This window comes from Pontibacter sp. HSC-14F20 (genome assembly GCF_019599265.1).
GTDB lineage: Bacteria > Bacteroidota > Bacteroidia > Cytophagales > Hymenobacteraceae > Pontibacter.
Map to the genome: position 1 here is coordinate 1 of NZ_JAHZTC010000018.1, position 21,112 is coordinate 21,112.

The window sequence follows — 21,112 nt, forward strand, 5'->3', positions numbered from 1 at the left end:
CGCGACGGGCGTCTTCACGGGCGTATCGGCGGGCAATGGCCTGGCCTGGTCGGTTGCCGACGCCAACGACTGCCCTGCCACTGGCACGATCGACGTCGAATCTCCGAGCGCCATCGTGGCCAGCGCGACAGCAGTAAATCCGACTTGCGAGAATCTTAATGGAGGATCTATTTCTGGTACAATTACAGGTGGGACAGCTCCATACAGAGTAAGTGTCGATGGGTTTGTTAATTATGTTACAAGCAGCGAAGGGAATTATTCTATTCTAAATCTTACTGCTGGTAACTATACTGTGACTGTAAGAGATGCTAACTATGTTAGCTCCGGTGGTTGCGAAGCGCAAGCACCTGCTGTAACATTGACAGCACCTAGTTGCGGAGATTTCACCGGCTGTACTTTAGGTTTCTGGAAAAACTGGCCACAAGCATGGGGTTGCGGATATATTCCTTATGATAACAAAAAACAGAAAATATCTGCATCTAAATTCTTCGTTGATGCCTTCTCTGTTATTACTGATAGAAGGGGCTTGAATAAAAATTTAACTATGATGCAGGCACTTGGACTTGGTGGTGGGGATTATTATAACCTTGCTCGTCAGGCTGTGAGTGCTCTTTTGAATGCGTGTCATCAAAATGTTACCTACGATTACAGCAAAGCTGAAATACAAGCAGCAGTTGTAAGTATGTTTAACTATGGATATGCAACACTAGACGGAATTTACTACTCAAGTGCTGGAGCGTTAGCAGTTGAATTTGATAGAGCTAATAATCAGAATTGTCCTCTTAACAATTCAAATTATGACCCTGGAAGCAATTTTACTGCAACATCTACTAGTACCCTCCAAGGACCAGACCTTGCTAACTCTCACGAACTCCGTGCTTATCCAACTCCATTCACTGACAAAGCGGTGATTGAGTTCACAGTAGCACAGGACGAAAACTTCAGTATGCGACTCTACGACATGCGCGGTGCGCTGGTAAGAGAGCTGAAGTCTGGTGAGGCGAAAGCCGGTATAGTGAACACCGTAGAGGTAGATGGTGGCGGACTGCCGGAAGGTCTGTATATCGCCCGCATGGTGTGTGACTCTGGTACGAAAACGGTTAAACTACTTAAAAAAGAATAACAGCAGGAGGCTGTTAAATAAGGCTGCCGCTAGTGGGGAAACCTGCTGGCGGCAGCTTTTTTATGTATTGGAATGAGATAAATCAAGTCTTTCCATCCTCTCACGTTCTTTCTTAGTTCTTATTACAAAGCCATTCACCCTGGGAATACATTTATTCACCCCTACGTTTATATATAATACAAAATAATATTTAATATATCATATATAATTAATTCCTTGCGCACACCATCTGGCATACGATTGAAAGAAGATTCAACAAAAAATTCAATTACTTCTGCTGTTGAAATTTTCCTCTTTATCAGCTACTCCAATTAACAACCAATACTAACTATAACCCTTAAAAATTTATGAAGAAAGTTTTCAATTACTCGTTTCTGATTTTCCTTTTTGCTTTTGTGGCTTTTGCCTGTTCCAAAGAAAGCGACGAAGTAAACCCCACTGCTTCCCTTGGCAGCGAATCTGTAAGTGAATACCAGGCAACCCTCGGTTGTTATGGTGTTGGTTGTATGAACTATTCTGGTGGCGTTTGGTCCTTTTCGTTAAAAGGCGGCAGTGCTCCCTATGGTCTGAGCCATCTCAACCTGGAACTGTTAGACTGTGATGGAAATCCGTTATACTTAGTTAGTGGAAGTGTTACGAGTGCTAAAATCGTCGTGGCAGGTAAGACTTATGTAGCTGGCACACTCGATACATATGGTAATGGCTTTGTGCTTGAGTACTCTGACGGAAGCTGTACTGCCCCGGGTGTGGTAGAAACAGGTATAGTGAAATTCGAGATGAAAGGCGGTCTGGACGACATCCTGAAAGCGAACAATGCTGTCTTTTCATTCTCGGTTGCTAACGGCGCGCTCCTTAGTGGTGCGAACATACTGGTAAAAACAGGCGGCCCTCGTGAGCAGCAATGTAACAGAGATAGTATAGGTACTTGTGAAGACTACTGTGAACCTGTTGAAGTTTGCTCTTTCTCACAAGGCCGTTATTTCAACAAAGGCAACAAAGGCAAAAACTGGCCAATGGGAGTAGATCATGTCTATGTTGGTACTCGCAAACTGAAAAAAGGAGTAGATACGTTGCCCGCCACTACTGCTGAGGCCAAAGCGCTCTTCCAGGCAGGTGCTTTGGTGTTGAGCGCCATGGAGCAGGGAATCGGCTGGAACGAATATTTAGCCATGCTGCCGGAGCCTGTACGTAATGCCTATGCCTGCATCGCGACCTACTATACAAATGGTTCGACTACCTGCAATCTGCAAACTGCAGCAAGCACCATCGGTAACTGGATTGACGAAAATCACTGCGAAGAATAACGCCGTCAACCAGATTAAAGAAATGAACAGTCGCCGGAGGGTTATCCTCCCGGCGGCTGTTTTTTGTAGCAGGCCCTGTGATGGCGACTTTCAGCATAATTGCCCTACCTTTGCGATATGCTGAAAGTCGCCATCACAGGGCCTGAATCTACGGGCAAATCTACGCTGTCGCAGCAATTGGCCGCGCACTACAACACGGTTTGGGTGCCGGAGTACGCCCGCACCTACATCGAAACCCTCGAAAGACCTTATACCTTGCAGGATCTGGAGCTGATTGCCAGAGAGCAACTGGCATTGGAAGCGCAGATGGAAGGGCAGGCAGAGCGTATACTCTTCTCGGATACCGACCTGCTGGTGATCAAGATATGGAGTGAACATGCCTTTGGTGAGTACCCCGACTGGGTATTGCAAAAACTAAAGCAACAGGACTACAACCTTTACCTGCTCATGGGCGTTGATTTGCCGTGGGAGCCTGATCCGCAGCGAGAGCATCCGCACCTGCGCCAGTACTTTTATGACTGGTATAAGCGGGAACTGGAGGAACTGAAGGTGCCCTATCTGGAGGTCAGCGGACAGCACGAAGACCGGTTTGATAAGGCCACTAAGTACATCGATGATTTGCTCCGGCAACATACCTAAAACTATACCTAGCCATGCTATACTATTTGCAGAATTATAACTTTAAGGTGGGCGTCGAGAGCAAAGGCGCTGAGTTGCAACACTTCGTTAAGCTCGATGAGGGCCTGGAGTTTATCTGGCAGGCCGACCCGCAGATATGGGGCAGTCATGCGCCTAACCTTTTTCCGATCGTAGGGGAGTTGCCCGATGGGACCTATACCTACGAAGATGAGATCTTTGCCCTGAAACGCCACGGATTTGCGCGGCACAAGGAATTTAAGCTCATAGAGGAGGAGGAGGACAAGCTGGTGTTTGAACTAGAGGACGATGAAGAAACCCTGCAGGTATACCCGTTCAAGTTCAGGCTACTGGTTGCTTACAAGCTCGAAAACAACAAGCTGTCAGTTACTTACCAGGTCCTCAACCGCGACAAGAAAGGAATGTATTTTTCCATTGGTGGCCATCCTGGGTTCAATGTCCCGTTTTATGGAGGCGAGCAGTACGAAGACTATTTCATTGAATTTGAGAAGGAAGAGACCCTGCATCGCTACCTGCTCACGGATGCGGGCTTGCAAAGCGGTGACACGGCGAAGGTGCTGGAGCACGATCGGGTACTGCCCTTAAAACACAGTTATTTTGAGAAAGACGCACTGGTGTTCAAGCACTTAAATTCTGATAAACTGTCGTTGGGTAGCCGTACCAACCAGCGGCGCATAGAAATAACTTTTCCGGGGTTTCCATACCTGGGCATCTGGGCGAAGCCGGGGCCGTCGCCTTATGTATGCATTGAGCCCTGGTGCGGTATAGCTGGTCGCGACGGTGAATCCGGCGAACTCGAAAAAAAGGAAGGCATCAACCTGCTCAGTCCAATGCAGGTGTTCGAGCGCACCTTTACCTTAGAAGTACTTTAGCAGAAATAATGCTCTTAAATCAAAAAGTCCCCTGGTCGATTATTCGGCAGGGGACTTTTTGATTTAAGAGCATTTCATTGCAGGGAAGGCTCCGGAAACTTGGGAACCTTGATGCGTCTCAGGTCATAATGCGGTTCATAATCATTGATAGGCAATGATATGCCGGGTGGCAGGTCCAGATCTGGCAGATCGTCGCCAAGTGGCTCGCCTCCATCGTCATCGTTATCAGTAGAGGAAGACCCTCTGAATTTTTTGCGTGGAGCGAAAGCGTAGTATGCCAGTATCGTTAGCAGTGCTAAGGTATACAGTAAGCTGATCATCATCACATTTCTTCTTAAACTCTAAAATTGGTTCAGCCGGCCTATTTTCCTGGCAAATCCTACTTATTATGCATGGATGCTTGAAAACGTGCCTCGTATTGTTTTCAACGTAGTTTGCCCGCCTGTGGTTATCGGCTTTTGTTAAAATAAAATTGTACTTAACTGCTTGATATAGTGGTTTGGCCATAAATTGCCCCTGCTGGTTTTGTTTTGATCAAAAAACGGGTCTACCTTTACAGCAGTTTAGGGGTGCCTTATAACAACGGGCTGAGATCATACCCATTGAACCTGATCCGGATAATGCCGGCGAAGGGAAAAACGCGGGGAAACTATGTAGCAGGCTGCCGGCCCCAGGCAGGTCTGTATGTTTCAACTTATTCTTTTTTTACACCTCCATGAAAAAATTACTGATTGTGATGGCAGTCGTTGTATTGTTGCCATTGCAGCTGCTTGCTCAGTTCAATCTGAGCGGCTACGTAACCGATGCTGCCCAAAACGAAGCGCTGGCGGGAGCCACCGTCGTACTTTCCGGCAGCAACCAAGCCACCGTGTCCGGTCCGGATGGCTACTTCCAATTCAAGAACCTTTCTGACGGCAGCTATACCTTGCACGTATCCTACCTGGGCTACAGCCAACTGAGCAGACAAATACAACTCAGCGCCGACACCGAACTGCGGCTAGCTTTGCAGCCAACCAGTGTGAGCACCGGCGAAGTACTCGTATCATCTACCCGGGCCAACGAACGGACCGGCACTACTTTCACGAACGTGACGCGCGAAGAAATAGCCGAACGCAACTTTGGGCAAGACCTGCCATACCTGTTGGAGCAGACGCCGTCGGTGGTGGTAAACTCTGATGCTGGCGCAGGCGTGGGCTATACCGGTATCCGCATTCGTGGCTCCGACATTACCCGCATTAACGTGACCGTGAACGGTATACCTGTAAACGACTCCGAAAGCCACGGTACTTTCTTTGTGAACATGCCGGATTTTGCCTCCTCTGTAGAAGATATGCAGGTGCAGCGCGGGGTGGGCACGTCCACCAACGGAGCAGGTGCCTTTGGAGCGAGTATAAACATTCAAACTCAGAAAGTGCGCCGTGAAGCCTACGCCGAAACCGACAACAGCTACGGCTCTTTCAACACGTGGAAGAACAATGTGCGCTTCGGCACGGGCCTGATCAACGGAAAATTTGCTTTTGATGGCCGCCTGTCGCACATCAAGTCAGATGGGTATATCGACCGTGCTTTCTCTGACCTGAAATCCATGTACTTCTCAGGGGGCTACTACGGCGATAAAACAACCGTGAAGTTCGTGACATTCTCGGGTCAGGAGCAGACTTACCAGGCCTGGTATGGTACGCCGGAAGCGCTGGTGTATGGCAATGCTGCCGACCTGCAGGCCTACATCGATCGTAACGGCATAGAAGGCAGCGACCTAGAAAATCTGCGCACAGCTGGCCGCAGGTATAACTACTATACCTACGACAACGAAACCGACAACTACCAGCAGGACCACTACCAGTTGCACCTGTCGCATGATTTCTCGCCGGAGCTTACTTTCTCTGGAGCACTGCACTATACCTATGGACGAGGCTATTACGAGCAGTTCCGTACCAACGACAAGTTCTCGAACTACGGTTTGCCCAATGTGGAGGTAGGAGAGGAAACGATCAGCAGGACCGATCTGATCCGTCGCCGCTGGCTGGACAATAATTTCTTCGGTGCCACCTATGCTTTTCAGTACAATCCAACGCCACGCCTGAATGCAACCCTGGGCGGTGCTTGGAACAGGTATGACGGTGACCACTTCGGGGAGGTGATCTGGGCAAGATTTGCCTCTACCTCCAACATCGGCGACCGCTATTACGACAACAATGCCGTGAAGAACGACTTCAACATTTTCGGTAAGGTGATCTATAGTCTGACGGATCAGTTGAGTCTGTTTGGTGACATGCAACTGCGAACCGTGAATTATACCTTCGAGGGCATCGACAAGAACTTTGAGAATCTGGAACAAAACGTGGATTATACCTTCTACAACCCCAAGGCAGGTATAAGCTATGAATTTAAGCCGGGGCATCAGCTCTATGCTTCTTATGCCATCGGCAACCGCGAACCAGTTCGTGACGACTTTACGGAATCTACCGTCGACAGCCGTCCGAAGCACGAGACACTGCGCAACGTGGAGGCTGGCTACCGTGGTCAGTTGGCGCTGGGCGAGCTGGCAGGGCGTGCACTGGGCGCTAGTCTGGAGGCAAACTACTTCTTCATGGACTACAAAAACCAATTGGTGCTGACCGGTGAGATCAACGATGTGGGTGCCTATACCCGCACGAACATTGACCGCAGCTACCGCCAGGGTATAGAGCTGGCCGGAGCAGTTCGCCTGGGCAACTTTGTGAATCTGAGCAGCAACCTGAGCTACAGCCAAAATAAAGTGCGCGATTTTGAAGAGTACATCGACGACTACGACGAGGGAGGCCAGGTAATGAACAGCTACAGCGAAGCCACCATTGCTTACTCTCCGGATTTTGTGTCGGCAACGCAACTGGAGGTAGAGGTGCTAAAAGGGTTGAAGGCCGCCTTTATTTACAAAACAGTGAGCAAGCAGTACCTGGACAATACCCAGAATGATAACCGCATTATACCTGCTTATCAGGTGGGCGACCTGCGCCTGCGTTATTCCACCGGTTTCACGGGCGTGCTAAAAGGCCTGGAGCTTGGTCTGCTGGTCAACAACCTATTTAACGAGCGCTATGCCGCCAATGGCTATACCTATAGCTACCTGGCAGGAGGGGAGCTGACAACCGAAAACTTCTACTATCCGCAAGCCACCCGCAACTTCCTGGCATCTGTAGGCTTAAGATTTTAACATAGATTGATTTTTGATGTTTAAAGGCCTCACCAACTGGTGGGGCTTTTTTTTGATCTTAACCACTTAACAATGTAATCATCCTGAAAATCATTCTTAGTCCAATAAATCCTGATTCAGAAAACTTGTTATATTTGCGTATTACCCTTTCCTTAAAAAAACGAAATAAGCTATGGCCTACGAATCATCAGGAGCCCCTGATTATTATAACATTGACGACCTACTCACTGAGGAGCATATCCTTATCCGCCAGACCCTACGCGACTTTGTGAAGCGTGAGATCTCTCCAAACATCGAGCAGTGGGCGCAGGACGCACACTTCCCTTCCGAAATCGTGAAAAAATTTGGAGATGTAGGCGCATTCGGCCCGACTATACCTGCCGAGTACGGTGGTGGCGGACTGGACTACATCAGCTACGGCATCATTATGCAGGAGATTGAGCGCGGCGACTCAGGTATGCGTTCTACAGCTTCGGTGCAGGGCTCGCTGGTGATGTACCCAATTTATGCCTACGGCTCTGAAGAGCAACGCAAAAAGTACCTGCCCAAGCTGGCAAGCGGCGAGTGGTTGGGCTGCTTCGGCCTCACTGAACCTGATCATGGCTCTAACCCGGGCGGCATGACGACCAATTTCAAAGACATGGGCGACCACTACCTGCTCAACGGTGCCAAGATGTGGATATCCAACTCGCCGGAGTGCCAGGTGGCAGTAGTGTGGGCCAAAAACGAACAAGGTCGTATCAAAGGTCTGATCGTGGAGCGCGGTATGGAAGGCTTCTCCACACCAGAAATCCATAACAAGTGGAGCCTGCGCGCCAGCTGCACCGGCGAATTGGTATTCGATAACGTGAAAGTGCCGAAAGAAAACCTGCTACCCAATATTGAAGGTTTGCGCGGTCCGCTCGGCTGCCTCGATTCTGCCCGCTATGGTATAGCCTGGGGTGCGATTGGTGTAGCCATTGACTGCTACGAATCAGCGCGTAAGTATGCCATGGAGCGTATCCAGTTCGATAAGCCAATTGGTGCTTTCCAGCTCACGCAGAAGAAACTCGCGGAGATGCTGACCGAGATCACAAAGGCGCAGCTATTGGCCTGGAGACTTGGCACCTTGAAAAACGAAGGGAAAGCTACTACGCAGCAGATCTCAATGGCTAAGCGCAACAACGTGGACATGGCCCTGCACATCGCCCGCGAGGCACGTCAGATTCATGGCGGTATGGGCATTACAGGCGAGTACCCGATCATGCGCCACATGATGAACCTAGAGTCAGTGATCACTTACGAAGGTACCCACGATATTCACTTGCTCATTACCGGAGCAGATATCACAGGTATACCGGCGTTTAAATAATAGTAAATTATTATGCGTTGCTCGTTGATCGGGCAGCGAGTAAGGTATAGAAGGGCAGCTGCGCAAGTGGCTGCCTTTGCTGTTTCTGTATACCTAGCGTTATGCAAAACTTCCGCGCGTGTCTTTGATAAACCTGTTATCGCAATGCTTGAAGAAATACAGCAGAAGCTGAAATAGGTATAGGTATAGCTGGTATTGCCGGAGTAATCAGACTACTCTCCCAGCTCCCAAAGCTCCTCCCTGCTTTTGCCTCCGGGGTTGTACTTCATCATATCCTGCCAAAGCCGGTTAAACTCATCGCTGAAGTCCTTTACAATGCTGTGGTTGTCGGTAATCAGGATGTTCTCGTGGTTGTATAAGGCGGCACTACGCGTCCAGTTGTAGCTACCGGTCAGCACTTGCTCTTCATCAAAGATGGCAAACTTGTGGTGCATGTGGTTGCGCGTTTTGTCAATCCGTACCTCCAGCCCTCTGGCAGCCAGTTCTTTTATGTCCGAACCTGCGTCGTGCAGCTTGTGGTTGTCGGTCATTATTTTGATGGCAATACCTCGTTTGTGCGCCCGCACAATGGCGTCCGAAATACGGTTGTCGCTGATCGTAAACACGCATATCTTTACGCTTTCTTCGGCATTGTCCAGGCAGGCAATGATGGCGTTGAGGCAGTCGTCGCCGGGACTGAAGAAGGCGTGGCTGGTGATTTTTTGCTGATGAGTATGCATCGGGAGCTGGTTTTGGCACTCGTAAGGTACTACAGGTATAGCAGATTATTAAATTAATCCCGCCATTTGCTAATATGATTAGATTTTATGCGGAGTACTATAAAATAATTAGCAAAATTTAGTAAATTCGCCTGTAGAAATGGAGCGAAAGCATATCTGAAACTGTTACCTTTAGGTATAGCAGAAAGCGCTTAATCAGAGTGTATTTTTTATGAGAGAAGATTACCTGACTGGCAGTAACGACTACATGTCGCCGGTCGAAAAAGACATAGACAAGGCGCTTCGTCCGCTGAGCTTTGCCGACTTTACGGGGCAGGCCAAAGTGGTGGAGAACCTCAAAATATTTGTGCTGGCGGCCAAAAACCGTGGCGAGGCTTTGGACCACGTGCTGCTGCACGGACCTCCGGGCCTGGGCAAAACTACGCTGTCGCATATCATTGCTTCGGAGCTGGACGCAGGTATAAAAATGACCTCCGGACCAGTACTGGACAAGCCCAGCGATCTGGCGGGTTTGCTGACTAACCTCGACGCGAACGATGTGCTGTTTATCGACGAGATACATCGCCTCAACCCGATCGTAGAAGAATACCTGTACTCGGCCATGGAGGACTACAAAATCGACATTATGCTCGACTCTGGTCCGAACGCCCGCTCTGTGCAGATTAGCCTGAATCCTTTTACGTTGATCGGTGCGACCACTCGTTCCGGCTTGCTAACATCGCCGCTCCGTGCCCGTTTCAGCATTAATTCACGTCTGGAGTACTACGATGCCGAACTGCTTACCTCGATTGTGAAGCGATCGTCGGCTTTATTAGGTGCTCCAATACACGAGGATGCTGCTTTTGAGATTGCCCGTCGTAGCCGTGGTACACCGCGTATTGCCAACAACCTGCTCCGCCGTACCCGCGACTTTGCGCAGGTAAAAGGTAACGGTACCATTACTGTAGAGATTGCGAAGTTTGCTCTGAACGCACTGGATGTAGACCACAACGGTCTGGATGATATGGACAAACGCATTCTGAGCACCATCATCGATAAATTTAAGGGTGGTCCGGTAGGTATCTCTACCATTGCCACAGCGTGCGGTGAAGAATCTGAGACGATCGAGGAAGTTTACGAACCATTCCTGATTCAGGAAGGCTATATTAAACGCACCTCGCGCGGTCGTGAGGCCACGGAAGCTGCTTACCGCCACTTAGGTAAAATTCCGCCGCAGCAGGTAGTAGCTGGTGGTTTGTTTGATCAGGCGGAGTAATAATTTGTTTGTGATAAATGGGAAAAGCAGGCTGTAGGCCTGCTTTTTTTGTTTTTGAAATACCTCAGGTCATACAAGCTAACCTGCTTTATCAACACAAGCTAACTGCTGTTGACACATCCATAAAACAATAGGCAGCAGAAGAGCGCTGTAATTTTGAAGGTATGCACGAAGGCGCGGAAAAGCATAGTTGATAATTGACAGAACAAAGCAAATGTATATTATTCTAAGAATAGGTGGATATAAATGCTACTCCGTCTTTTCAATCTCCACGATCACCTCCACTTCCAGAACAGTATCTTCCTCAAACAGCCTTGAGACCTGAACCCAGGTGGCAGCTGGTGTATGGGTGCCATAATATTTCTTGCGTATAGGCTGGCTTTTCTTGGCTGCCTCAATGTCTGTGGCATATAAGTTCTCTTTTAACACATGCGTCAAGTCAAGTCCGTATTGCTTCAGCGTTAGCTCAATGGTTTTGTATACGTGTTCCATTGCTCGCTCCATGTCGCCTTTCCCGACGGTGCCCGACAGGTATAGCATGTTGCCGCTTCGGTAAGCCTGCGCGTAATTCCATTCCTGTTCCCCTGCGTGATGCAGATGAAAGATTTTACCGTTCTGTAATTTTTGTCCTTGTGCCTGCAGGTTAAAAGTGAAGCCAACCAAAAAGGCGATGAGTAGAAAGCAATGATTTTTCATAGTTGTGAGTTTGTTGTATTTTCTGATTCTATACCCAAGCGTATGCCAAATCCAAAGAGTGCCCGCAGATAGGTTTAAAGGCTTTTATAGCGCTAATGTCAGGTTCTGAAAGTGTTCTAAATAGTACGGCTCTGTCCAATAACGGACAACCCAGGGAGTGCAGATTGTTGAGCTTAGGTATACCCTGGCAAACTTAGGTTCGAATCGGATTTATTTCTCCGTAAATTTGTTCTTCTCCAGGTATAGCTATACCTGAGTGACACGCAAATTTTGAACAAAGCACACAACACATACCTCATCAAGCAGAAAGCACAGGAGCTGGGCTTCATGTACTGCGGCATTTCCAAAGCGGATTTTCTGGAAGAGGAGGCACCACGGCTGGAGAACTGGCTGAAGCAGAACATGCACGGTCAAATGCGCTACATGGAAAACCACTTCGACAAGCGGCTCGACCCGCGTCTGCTCGTGGAGGGTGCTAAATCGGTAGTGTCGCTGCTGCTCAACTATTATCCCGAAAAAGAGAAACAGCAGGCCGGCGAGGATACATACAAAGTATCGAAGTACGCCTACGGTACCGATTATCACTTTGTCATCAAAGACAAGCTGAAAACGCTGCTCAATTACATAAATGAGGAAATAGGGGAGGTCGGTGGCCGATGCTTCGTGGATTCTGCTCCGGTACTCGACAAGGCCTGGGCTTCGAAAAGCGGACTGGGCTGGGTTGGAAAACATACCCTCCTGATCACGCCGCAAGCAGGAAGTTTTCATTTTGTCGCCGAACTGATTATCGATCTGGAACTGGAATACGACGGACCAATCAAAGACTACTGCGGCTCCTGTACGCGCTGTCTGGATGCGTGCCCGACCGATGCGATCGTGGCGCCTTATGTGGTAGACGGCAGCAAGTGCATCTCCTACTTTACCATCGAACTGAAAGATCAACTGCCGCAGGAAATGAACGGGAAGTTTGGCAACTGGATATTCGGATGCGACATCTGCCAGGATGTATGCCCATGGAACCGGTTCAGCAAGCCGCACCAGGAGCCAGCCTTTGAGCCGCACCCGCATCTAAAGGAAATGAAGAAGTCGGACTGGGAGGAAATTACACAGGAGGTCTTTGCGCAGCTTTTCAAGAAATCAGCTGTAAAACGAACAGGTTACAATGGCCTACAGCGCAATATCCGCTTTGTGGAGCAAAGCCCCGGTTCTCATACCTGAGCTCTGGAGAAAACCTTGTTCAGCACGAACAGATACATCTCCGAAAATTTTTCATAGCACCATTGCTTCAGCTGCTTAAGTTCTTCGGGAATCAGCACTTTAAAGGCTTTTCTCAATTCTTTCTCAAACAGCTTTTTGTCAAAGCTCACCTTCAACAAGATCATTTTAATGTACTCCAGCATTTTTGTTTATGGTATTTCGGCATTCTAACTTAATATACGAAATTAGTCTAAAAAGTTGATTCAGGTTTGATTAATTTGTAAAATTTTGAGTTAATTAATTGATTCTGAACACTAATGCCGGGCCGGATTCAGTTGCCTGGCTAGGGATAGAACGCTCGAAAATGGCCTGTATTTTAAAGAAACGGCCAATTAACCTAAAATATGTAGCATGATAAATTCCTGAAAATTGGACTATAATATTCCGATGTATAGCGACAAGAATTTGTAAATTTGCTATTATACCTGAATTATGCGCCCGACTTTTCTACTTGTGCTGTTATACCTGTTGGTATTGGTGCCCGCTTTTGGGCAGCAGGCACGTATTGAGTTAGGTAAAAGTCCGCTGCCTATCAACACCTACTTCACGGTTTCCATCCGGCTGCAGGACCAGCAACTCAGGGATTATTCTCCTTTTCCGGAGATAGAAGGCTTCAAAAAAAGTAATCGCTTCTCGTCTACAAAAACGGTTATAGCAGGGGGCAAAACCACCACCGTGCTCACCATCACTCAAAACTATGCCGCCCTGGCCGAAGGGGACTTTGAGCTCAAACCATTTAACATGACCGTGAACGGACAGGCCTTGAAGTCTGCCGGCATGAAAATTAAAGTGGGGCCAATGGCTGCCGTCAGCCCCCAGGCACCGGATCTGGTTATACCTGAGCAGCCGGAACAGGGCGAAGAGCAGCCGCAGGAGTACGTGGACCAGGAAGACAATGCCTTTCTGACGCTCTATACCGATAAGAAGGAGGTATACGTAGGCGAAGGCCTGAACATTGTGCTATACTTTTACCTGGCCGAAGCAGACCAACGGTTGCTGGACTTTCATGATTTTGGGGACCAGATAACAGGTATACTACGCCAATTAAAACAACCCAACGCCTGGGAAGAAGTGTTCGAGATAGACGAAGTAACACCTGAGCAGGTAATCGTGCAGGGGGAGCCATACCTGCGTTTCAGGCTGTATGAGGCTGTACTATACCCGCTCACCACCGAACCGCTGCAATTTCCGAAGCTCTCGCTGCGCATGCTAAAATACAAAGTAGCAGTCAACCCGACGCTGGTCGAAGATAGGTTGGAGGGCTATAAAACCTTCTTTGCCCGGGAGCGCATTATACCTGTCAAGGAGCTGCCACCGCACCCCCTGCGTGATATGGTACCAGTTGGAGAATATACCTTGCGGGAGGGGCTGTCGAGCCAGTCGGTGCCGCTGAACAAAAGCTTCAGGTATATGTTTGAGTTGGAAGGAGAGGGGAACCTGGCTGCTCTTATGCCACCAAGCCCAAATACTACCGGTACCCTAGACTTCTATCCGCCTGATATGCAACAGGATATTACCTTGCGTGCCGGACGTGTGCAGGGCGTAAAGCGTTTCACTTTTTCAGTGCTCAGCCGCGTGCCAGGCACTTATAACCTGGCAAACGACTTCCAGTGGATCTACTTTAATCCGGTGACTGCTACTTATGATACACTTCGGTCTGAGTTAAGTGTTACGGTAACAGGTATAGCCGAAGCGGGTACCATGGTGCTGGCCCGCGATCTGGGGCCCTTTTATAAGATCATCGAAAACGAAGACCATACCTTGGTTAGCCTCTACCAGGAAAAAGTTATTAAGCGCTATACCAATATCATCATGCTGGTACTCCTGGCTTTGTCAGGATTCATCTTCTTAAAGTATCGGAACATCAAATGAGCAACTCATACGGTAAGATTTTTAAAATAACCACCTTTGGCGAGTCCCACGGCGTGGCAGTGGGCGTGATTGTAGATGGCTGCCCTGCGGGTCTGGAGATCACTGCAGAAGAGATTCAGGCCGCCCTGGACCGTCGCCGGCCGGGCCAGTCCGACATCACAACTCCCCGCAAGGAAGAAGATAAAGTGACGATACTCTCCGGTGTGTTCGAAGGCAAAACCACAGGTACCCCGATCGCAATGGTAGTCGGTAATAAAGACCAGGCAAGCCACGACTATTTGCATGTAGCGCAGGCTTTCCGTCCCTCGCACGCCGACTATACCTATACCGCTAAGTATGGCCTGCGCGACCACCGTGGTGGCGGCCGCAGCTCAGCCCGCGAAACTGTGGCACGTGTGGCAGCAGGTGCTTTGGCAGCCAAATTATTGCAACACTATGGCATCATGGTGCGCTCCTATGTATCGCAGGTGGGAAGTATAAAAGTGCGCAAGCATTACTCCAGAGTCGACCTGTCGCAGATCGATAGCAACAAAGTGCGCTGCCCTGATGGTAAGACAGCCGCCCGTATGATCGGTCTGATAGAAGATGCCCGCGATAGTCTGGATACTATTGGAGGTGTAGTGAGCTGTGTTGTACAGGGTGTTCCTGCTGGCCTGGGTGAGCCCGTATTTGATAAGCTGCACGCGGAACTGGGCAAGGCCATGTTGAGCATCAATGCCGTAAAGGGCTTTGAGTATGGCAGTGGTTTCGAGGGTGTAAAGTTGCGTGGTTCTCAGCATAATGACCAATTCTATACTGATGATGAGGGCAACGTGCGCACCCGCACCAACCACTCAGGCGGTATACAGGGCGGCATCAGCAACGGGCAGGACATTTACTTTAATGTAGCCTTTAAGCCAGTTGCTACTATCCTGCAGCCGCAGCAAACTATTAACGATGCCGGTGAGGAGATCACCCTGCAGGGCAAAGGCCGTCACGACCCTTGCGTACTGCCGCGTGCCGTGCCAATTGTAGATGCCATGACTGCGCTCGTGCTGGCTGACTTTCTGCTACGGCAACGAGGGAACAAGCTAACACCCTGAAATGATAGTGCTGCTTTAACTTAAAATGATTATATTTGTTAAGAGTGATGATAAGCGGTGTTAACATATCTACCTATGCCAGGCCTTTGATGATGGCCTTCGTGTTACTCGTTATTTTGATGAGTAACGGGCATGCGGCATCAGGCTGTGGCGCTCCCCTTCAAATTCAGGTTCTCTCCGAGTCTGTTACAGTTTCAGGAGGCGAAACAGGTCATTTCCTTTCACAGGGGAAGCAGCATTTTTCTCAGGATGCTACTCCGCCTTCCGGTTTGTATTACGGTCTCCAAAAAGCCGGGACACCACTAAAAAGCTTCAGTTTTACCTTCCCTGTTGATGAGGTCATTCCGCCTTATGCAGCAAAAGCCTCTGGCAGAGGCTGTTTTATCAAATATTTTTACCTTTCCATCCAGCCGCAAGCTCCCTGATAAGCATTTCTTTCAGCTAATACCCAATTCTGGCAAGGCGAGCTTACTTCATTCATTAGAGCTATGCCCCTTGCTTTGCACTACCTGTTACGGCAAATTCAGCCGTACCGCATCCTGATTATGCAGCAGCCTGAAATAGTCTGACATTATTGAGCATCCAGCTTTACACTATGTGAATTGACTTGTGCTCCAAGGCTATCGATTCTGAAATCACCCTGTCAGTAAAGGGCTTAGGCAGGTTCGTTAACTTTGCATGTTTGTTTTAATCTGCCTGACTCTGAATGCTGGTTATTGGCAGTGAGTCCATTTATCCGCTGTTAAGCGACTACGTTATTATCCAAATTCTTAATGCTCTGAATGAAATGAGTAATAATTCAACTTTGATCATATTAGAAGATATTGCTACCTGGCCTCAGGATATTATCGATTATATAACTCCGGACATTTTCCGGATCGGTCAGGAGCGTGAGCTGGAACTGACCAAAAACCTGGAGGGAAAGAGCTGGCTTTCTGCTATACCTGACTCCATGTATGTGCAAACCCAGAAGCAGCTAGCCATTATGCTGCGCAGTTACTCCATAAAAGCTTACCACTGTACCAGGCTCATCAATCCTGAAAAAGTACTTAAGACAGGCTTGCTACCACTCAGTAGACAAATGCTGGCGAAAGGACTTTCGAATGTTGCCCCTATTCTTGTATCGACTGAAGATAGTTTCGAGGCAGAAGAAGAGCTGAGAGATTTTGTAAGGAGCGATGCCTTTAAAAACCAGCAGGGGTTGGTGTGGGTATACCTGACGGAAATGCAGACGCAGCAGTATGATTGCCAGGACCTGTCAGAGTATTATGGAGGACGCACATTGCGGGCTGCTTTGTTTAATAAGCGCTATAAGTTTCATCCGCTTCTCAAACGGTTGGGGGTTCCGGTTGTCATTGCCTGTCGCGTTCAAATAGCGGATGCGCCTGCCGGTCAGGTGGAGGAACTGGCCAAACTAATGCTGGACCATTTGCTGAACGATGCAGCCGGATACAGTGCCCGCCCGATCATGGGAGAGCTATCCGTTAACACAGCTATACCTGCCACAAATATTTTTGAAGTGAAGGAGCAGCTACAGGATACATTGTTATAAGTGCAGCAAATGTGCTTTGGTTATTTTACGGTTTGGTTGGGCTTTCCATATTTTGCATGTTTTGCATCAGGGCTTCCAGGTCGTCTGTGATGATGAGCAGTTTGTCGTCTTCCTGCAATACCGTTTTGCCTTTCGGTACAAAATATTTGTCGTCACGTTTCACCATTACGGCGAGGGTTTTATCTGGCAGCGGCAGATCCATCAGGTGATTGCCGTTTGCCAGTGCCTGCTCTGTAATGTTGATTTCAGTTGTGATAGATTTGATTTCATCAGAAAACTCGATATCGAAATCTTTCAGCTTGTGAAGCTCCTTAGGCTTCTCGGCCAGCCCCAACCACACAGCCACCTGCGAGAGTGACGTGCCCTGTACTATCAGCGATATCAATGTGCAGAAGAACACAATATTAAACATAAGTCGGGCATGCGGAACATCTGCCGCCAGTGGCAGAATGGCAAAAATAATGGGCACTGCTCCCCTGAGTCCTACCCAGGATATAAAAGCTTTGTCCTTAACACCCATCTTGCGGAAGGGCATCATGCACAGGAAAACGCTGAGCGGGCGCGTGATGAAAATCATCATGAAACTGATAATAAGACCCGGGATGATGATGGGTACCAGCTCGCGCGGATTTACCAGTAAGCCCAATGTGAGGAACATCAGCAACTGGCTCATCCAGGCCATGCCATCGAAGAAGTTGAGTGATGAGCGTTTGTGTACAAACTTGGAATTACCAATGACAAGACCACCGATGTATACCGCCAGAAAACCGTTGCCTTTGATAAAGTAGGTGGCCGAGAAGATGAAGATACAAACAGTGAAAACCAGTATCGGATAAAGCGAGCTATTGTCGATGTCAACGCGGTTAATGAGGCGTATGGCGAGTCTGCCGAGCACATAGCCTGCAACACCCCCGATAACAAGCTGCATCAGCAGCATACCGCCTGCTGCCCAGTAATTTACCCCGCTTTCCATCAGCACAATCTCAATGAGCGTGATGGTGAGGATATACGCCATCGGGTCGTTACTGCCGCTTTCCAGCTCGAGCATGGGGCGGAGGTTATTTTTGAGGTTCAGGCTTTTGGAGCGGAGAATCGAGAAAACGGAGGCAGAGTCGGTGGAGGACATAGTGGCCGCCAGAAGCAGCGAGGTCGTCAGGCCTATACCTGCAGATTCGATCGTCATGCCTAAAATCCACCAAATGGCAAAGCCCGTCAGCACAGCGGTGAGGAATACGCCAATGGTTGCCAGTACAACCCCTTGCGCCATTACCGGACGTATGTCAGCAATTTTGGTGTCCATACCGCCCGAGAACAGAATAATACACAATGACACTGTGCCTATAATTTGCGCGAGCTGGATGTTTTCGAACTGTATACCTATACCATCGGTACCTGAGATCATCCCCACCGATAGAAATAGCAATAATGCCGGAACGCCGAATTTGTGTCCTGCTTTGCCGGCCAGGATACTCAGGAAAAAAAGGATAGCAATAGCAAATAATATCAGCTCGACATTTATGTTCTCCATATACTAGGGGTATCGGTAAGGTAGGTATACAAGGGTTTGTACAGCCTGAATTCAGATGAAGACAAATATAACGAAAAAACCTAATTTAATGTCGCTAAAAGCACCTCGGGACCAGTTAAATACCTGTATTTTTATATCCCGATTGTAATTTCAGGTATACTTTAGTCCGGTAATCAGGCAAGCGTTTAAATCAAAAGAGCCGCTCCTTTCAACAGGGAGCGGCTCTTTTTGCTGTTGCTATACCTGACGGTTTAGAATAATCTCAAGTGTACTACCAGGAACCAGATCAGCAGGAAGATTGGCAGCAGGAACGGGATAGAGTAGCGCAGCACGTAGGCGAAGAATGAAGGCATTTTCACACCGGCGCTTTCCGCGATCGCTTTCACCATAAAGTTTGGTCCGTTGCCGATGTAGGTAAAGGCACCAAACAGTACGGCTGCCAATGAGATGGCTTCGAGTTGTATGAGTGTTTCCATACCTGCGGCAGAGGTACCGGCAGCAAATTGTCTTACATCTTCCACGTTGCTCTGAGCCAGGTCAAACTTGGCCATGGCCAGCGACAGGAAGTTGGCATAGGTAGGTGCATTGTCCAGGAAGCCTGAAAGCGAACCTGTGGCCCAGTACAGGAAGTTTGGCGTAATGAAGTGGGCATAAGCTGGCGACGAAGCAATTTCGGCAGACAGCTGCAGAGCCGGCATCATGGTAAAGAAGATACCGAAGAACAGGAACACCACTTCCAGAATCGGGTGGAAGTTGAATTGGTTGCCTGCCAGGGCCTCTTTGTTTGAGAAGCGGAAGCACATAAAGGCAGCACCCAACTGAATGATTTCGCGCAGGTATGAGAACTTGTTGCCGTCATAGTAAATGTGCGGCAGCGAATCGATTACGTTCGGGTCGAGGAACACGGCACCGATGATAATGGCCAGCCAGAAAAGATTGCGACGGCCACTGAAACTGAATTCAGTTTTGCCGGAGCTTGGCTCTTCTACTTCGAGTTCAGCTATAATTCCATTGCCCTTGTTGCGGCTGTCCACAAAAAAGAACAGAAGGCAAAGCAAGCCGATTGAAAGCAGCCACGGAATAAACAGGTGCTGCAGTGTCCAGAAGAACGGAACTCCTTTAATGAAGCCAATGAACAGCGGCGGATCGCCGAGCGGCGTCAATAGTCCACCGGCATTACTCACAATAAAGATAAAGAATACGATCTGGTAAGGCTTTAGTCGATGCGAGTTAAGGCGCATGAACGGACGAATCAAAAGCAGGGATGCGCCTGTCGTACCGATAAAGTTGGCTAAAACGGCTCCCACGGCCACCAGCGCCACGTTTATCAGTGGTGTGGCTTTGGCATTTACGTTGATGTATATACCACCGGCCGCAATATAGAGGGAACTGAGCAGTACGGCAAAAGTGAAGTACTCCGCCAAGGTATGCGCTGGCATGTGCACATCGCCTAACACAAACAGGTAGTAGGCCAGTACGGTAAGTCCCAGAACGACAGCTATTTTTTTGTAATTATGCTCCCAGAAATGGCCAAAGAAAATGGGACCACTTGCAATAAGACCAATCAAAAGCAGGAAGGGAATAATCAAGAAACCGGGAACGGCTTGCTGCGCTTGCGCCAGCAGAATGTAGTTATACAGCATGTTAAACGTGCGGTGTGTTTTTCAGGTCAAAAATTTAACTGCGTTACAAAGATACATTTTCTGAGCTAAATAGCTAACCGAATTGTTGTATAGACACTGCTTATATGGCACTTTCCCCGCCCTAATTGAAGGCAAAAGGGCAAGCATTAGGCACTTTTCTAAATTAACACCACACACGGAGCACTATCACTTGTCAGAATAATTGAGTAATTTTGGAAACTTTAAGGCAAAGGCCTAGGTTTTAATTTAAAACGCTGATATCCATGTTAGAAAATAGAGAAAAGACGGTTTCGGTATACGCCGAAGCCAACCCGAACCCCGAGTCCATGAAGTTTGTGATGAACGTAGGCCTTCTGCCAGATGGCCAGAGCGTGGACTACCCGAACTTAGAGAGCGCCGCTGATTCGCCTTTGGCGCAGGAGCTTTTTAACTTCGACTACGTTTCGCGTGTGTTCATTGCCAGCAACTTCGTTACAGTTACAAAAGCTGCCAACATCGAATGGGTGAAACTTATACCTGAACTGCGCACTTTCCTGAAGTCGTATGTAGAGGCAGGCGGACCTATTTTTGTGGAAGGCTTCAAAGCAAACAAGCCTGTAGAAGGTGGCGAAACACATGTAGATGCTACTGAAGAGGATGCCGCTATCTCTAAAAAAGTAACTGACCTGTTGGAAAACTACGTGCGCCCGGCTGTAGAGCAGGATGGTGGTAACATTTCCTTTAAGTCTTACAAAGACGGCGTAGTAACTGTGCACCTGCAAGGCTCTTGCAGTGGCTGTCCATCGGCTACCGTAACGCTTAAGGCAGGTATAGAAAACCTGTTGAAGCGCATGGTTCCTGAAGTTACAGAAGTAGTAGCTGACGGTGTAACCATCTAAGCTGCCTTAGCCATAAAGCAAAAGGGCCGGCTCTTATAGAGTCGGCCCTTTTGTTTCTCAAGGTATAGCTATACCTGCCATACCTATCCCTTGAGAAACAAAAACTCCCGCCCCTTTGCAGAGGCGGGAG

Annotated in this window: 19 protein-coding genes and 1 riboswitch; of the genes, 13 read left to right on the forward strand and 6 right to left on the reverse strand. The window is 48.5% G+C overall.

What is annotated here, in order from left to right; translation table 11 throughout:
- The 4 genes from K3G39_RS16070 to K3G39_RS16085 all read left to right on the forward strand — a co-directional run.
- Positions 1-1,123 (forward strand): T9SS type A sorting domain-containing protein (locus tag K3G39_RS16070; RefSeq protein WP_220627203.1); only part of this gene is annotated, 1,123 nt, incomplete at its 5' end.
- Between the two features lie 347 nt (positions 1,124-1,470).
- Positions 1,471-2,427: a hypothetical protein gene (locus tag K3G39_RS16075; protein ID WP_220627204.1), complete on the forward strand. Its 957-nt coding sequence runs from the start codon at positions 1,471-1,473 to the stop codon at positions 2,425-2,427.
- A 117-nt stretch (positions 2,428-2,544) separates the two neighbouring features.
- Positions 2,545-3,066 (forward strand): AAA family ATPase, encoded by a 522-nt coding sequence (locus K3G39_RS16080; protein WP_220627205.1) that lies wholly within the window; start codon positions 2,545-2,547, stop codon positions 3,064-3,066.
- Positions 3,067-3,080: 14 nt separating this feature from the next.
- A complete protein-coding gene (locus K3G39_RS16085; RefSeq protein WP_220627206.1) occupies positions 3,081-3,956 on the forward strand; it encodes an aldose 1-epimerase family protein in 876 nt (291 codons plus the stop codon).
- Between the two features lie 74 nt (positions 3,957-4,030).
- Here K3G39_RS16085 and K3G39_RS16090 read toward each other — a convergent pair whose 3' ends face one another.
- On the reverse strand, positions 4,031-4,279 hold the full coding sequence (locus tag K3G39_RS16090) for a hypothetical protein (protein WP_076669363.1): 249 nt from the start codon (positions 4,277-4,279) through the stop codon (positions 4,031-4,033).
- A 232-nt stretch (positions 4,280-4,511) separates the two neighbouring features.
- A riboswitch (TPP riboswitch) is annotated at positions 4,512-4,609 on the forward strand.
- Positions 4,610-4,671: 62 nt separating this feature from the next.
- Between K3G39_RS16090 and K3G39_RS16095 the strand changes: the two genes are divergently transcribed.
- Entirely contained in the window at positions 4,672-7,149 is a 2,478-nt protein-coding gene (locus K3G39_RS16095) for a TonB-dependent receptor (protein WP_220627207.1), read from the forward strand.
- Positions 7,150-7,321: 172 nt separating this feature from the next.
- Complete coding sequence (locus K3G39_RS16100; protein WP_220627208.1) at positions 7,322-8,500, forward strand: acyl-CoA dehydrogenase family protein; 1,179 nt, start codon at positions 7,322-7,324, stop codon at positions 8,498-8,500.
- A gap of 212 nt (positions 8,501-8,712) precedes the next feature.
- Here K3G39_RS16100 and K3G39_RS16105 read toward each other — a convergent pair whose 3' ends face one another.
- The gene (locus tag K3G39_RS16105; protein ID WP_220627209.1) at positions 8,713-9,219 is read right to left on the reverse strand and encodes a phospholipase D-like domain-containing protein; all 507 of its coding nucleotides are present in this window, start codon (positions 9,217-9,219) and stop codon (positions 8,713-8,715) included.
- 211 nt (positions 9,220-9,430) lie between these two features.
- Between K3G39_RS16105 and ruvB the strand changes: the two genes are divergently transcribed.
- Positions 9,431-10,474: a Holliday junction branch migration DNA helicase RuvB gene (gene ruvB, locus K3G39_RS16110; protein ID WP_220627210.1), complete on the forward strand. Its 1,044-nt coding sequence runs from the start codon at positions 9,431-9,433 to the stop codon at positions 10,472-10,474.
- A 249-nt stretch (positions 10,475-10,723) separates the two neighbouring features.
- Here the strand turns inward: ruvB and K3G39_RS16115 are convergent, their stop codons facing one another.
- The gene (locus K3G39_RS16115) at positions 10,724-11,170 is read right to left on the reverse strand and encodes a RidA family protein (RefSeq protein WP_220627211.1); all 447 of its coding nucleotides are present in this window, start codon (positions 11,168-11,170) and stop codon (positions 10,724-10,726) included.
- Positions 11,171-11,440: 270 nt separating this feature from the next.
- Here K3G39_RS16115 and queG point away from each other — a divergent pair, with 270 nt between their 5' ends.
- The gene (queG, locus tag K3G39_RS16120) at positions 11,441-12,388 is read left to right on the forward strand and encodes a tRNA epoxyqueuosine(34) reductase QueG (protein WP_220627212.1); all 948 of its coding nucleotides are present in this window, start codon (positions 11,441-11,443) and stop codon (positions 12,386-12,388) included.
- On the opposite strand, the gene K3G39_RS16125 is transcribed toward queG, so the two are convergent.
- The gene (locus K3G39_RS16125) at positions 12,379-12,570 is read right to left on the reverse strand and encodes a hypothetical protein (RefSeq protein ID WP_220627213.1); all 192 of its coding nucleotides are present in this window, start codon (positions 12,568-12,570) and stop codon (positions 12,379-12,381) included. The two genes, queG and K3G39_RS16125, sit on opposite strands and share 10 nt — an antisense overlap.
- Positions 12,571-12,859: 289 nt before the next feature.
- On the opposite strand from K3G39_RS16125, the gene K3G39_RS16130 reads away from it, so the two are divergent.
- The 4 genes from K3G39_RS16130 (at position 12,860) to K3G39_RS16145 (ending at position 16,933) form a co-directional block, all read left to right on the forward strand.
- On the forward strand, positions 12,860-14,299 hold the full coding sequence (locus K3G39_RS16130) for a BatD family protein (protein WP_220627214.1): 1,440 nt from the start codon (positions 12,860-12,862) through the stop codon (positions 14,297-14,299).
- Positions 14,296-15,381: a chorismate synthase gene (gene aroC, locus K3G39_RS16135; protein WP_220627215.1), complete on the forward strand. Its 1,086-nt coding sequence runs from the start codon at positions 14,296-14,298 to the stop codon at positions 15,379-15,381. Before K3G39_RS16130 ends, aroC begins: the two co-directional genes overlap by 4 nt.
- A gap of 89 nt (positions 15,382-15,470) precedes the next feature.
- On the forward strand, positions 15,471-15,806 hold the full coding sequence (locus tag K3G39_RS16140) for a hypothetical protein (RefSeq protein ID WP_220627216.1): 336 nt from the start codon (positions 15,471-15,473) through the stop codon (positions 15,804-15,806).
- A gap of 380 nt (positions 15,807-16,186) precedes the next feature.
- Positions 16,187-16,933 carry a hypothetical protein gene (locus K3G39_RS16145; RefSeq protein WP_220627217.1) on the forward strand — a complete coding sequence of 249 codons (747 nt, stop codon included), beginning with the start codon at positions 16,187-16,189 and terminating at the stop codon, positions 16,931-16,933.
- 25 nt (positions 16,934-16,958) lie between these two features.
- Here K3G39_RS16145 and K3G39_RS16150 read toward each other — a convergent pair whose 3' ends face one another.
- Positions 16,959-18,461 (reverse strand): potassium/proton antiporter, encoded by a 1,503-nt coding sequence (locus K3G39_RS16150; RefSeq protein WP_220627218.1) that lies wholly within the window; start codon positions 18,459-18,461, stop codon positions 16,959-16,961.
- 251 nt (positions 18,462-18,712) lie between these two features.
- Positions 18,713-20,104, reverse strand: a complete 1,392-nt coding sequence (locus K3G39_RS16155; RefSeq protein WP_220627219.1) for a sodium:proton antiporter — start codon at positions 20,102-20,104, stop codon at positions 18,713-18,715.
- Positions 20,105-20,367: 263 nt separating this feature from the next.
- Here K3G39_RS16155 and K3G39_RS16160 point away from each other — a divergent pair, with 263 nt between their 5' ends.
- Entirely contained in the window at positions 20,368-20,982 is a 615-nt protein-coding gene (locus K3G39_RS16160) for a NifU family protein (RefSeq protein ID WP_220627220.1), read from the forward strand.
- The last annotated feature ends 130 nt before the right edge of the window (positions 20,983-21,112 follow it).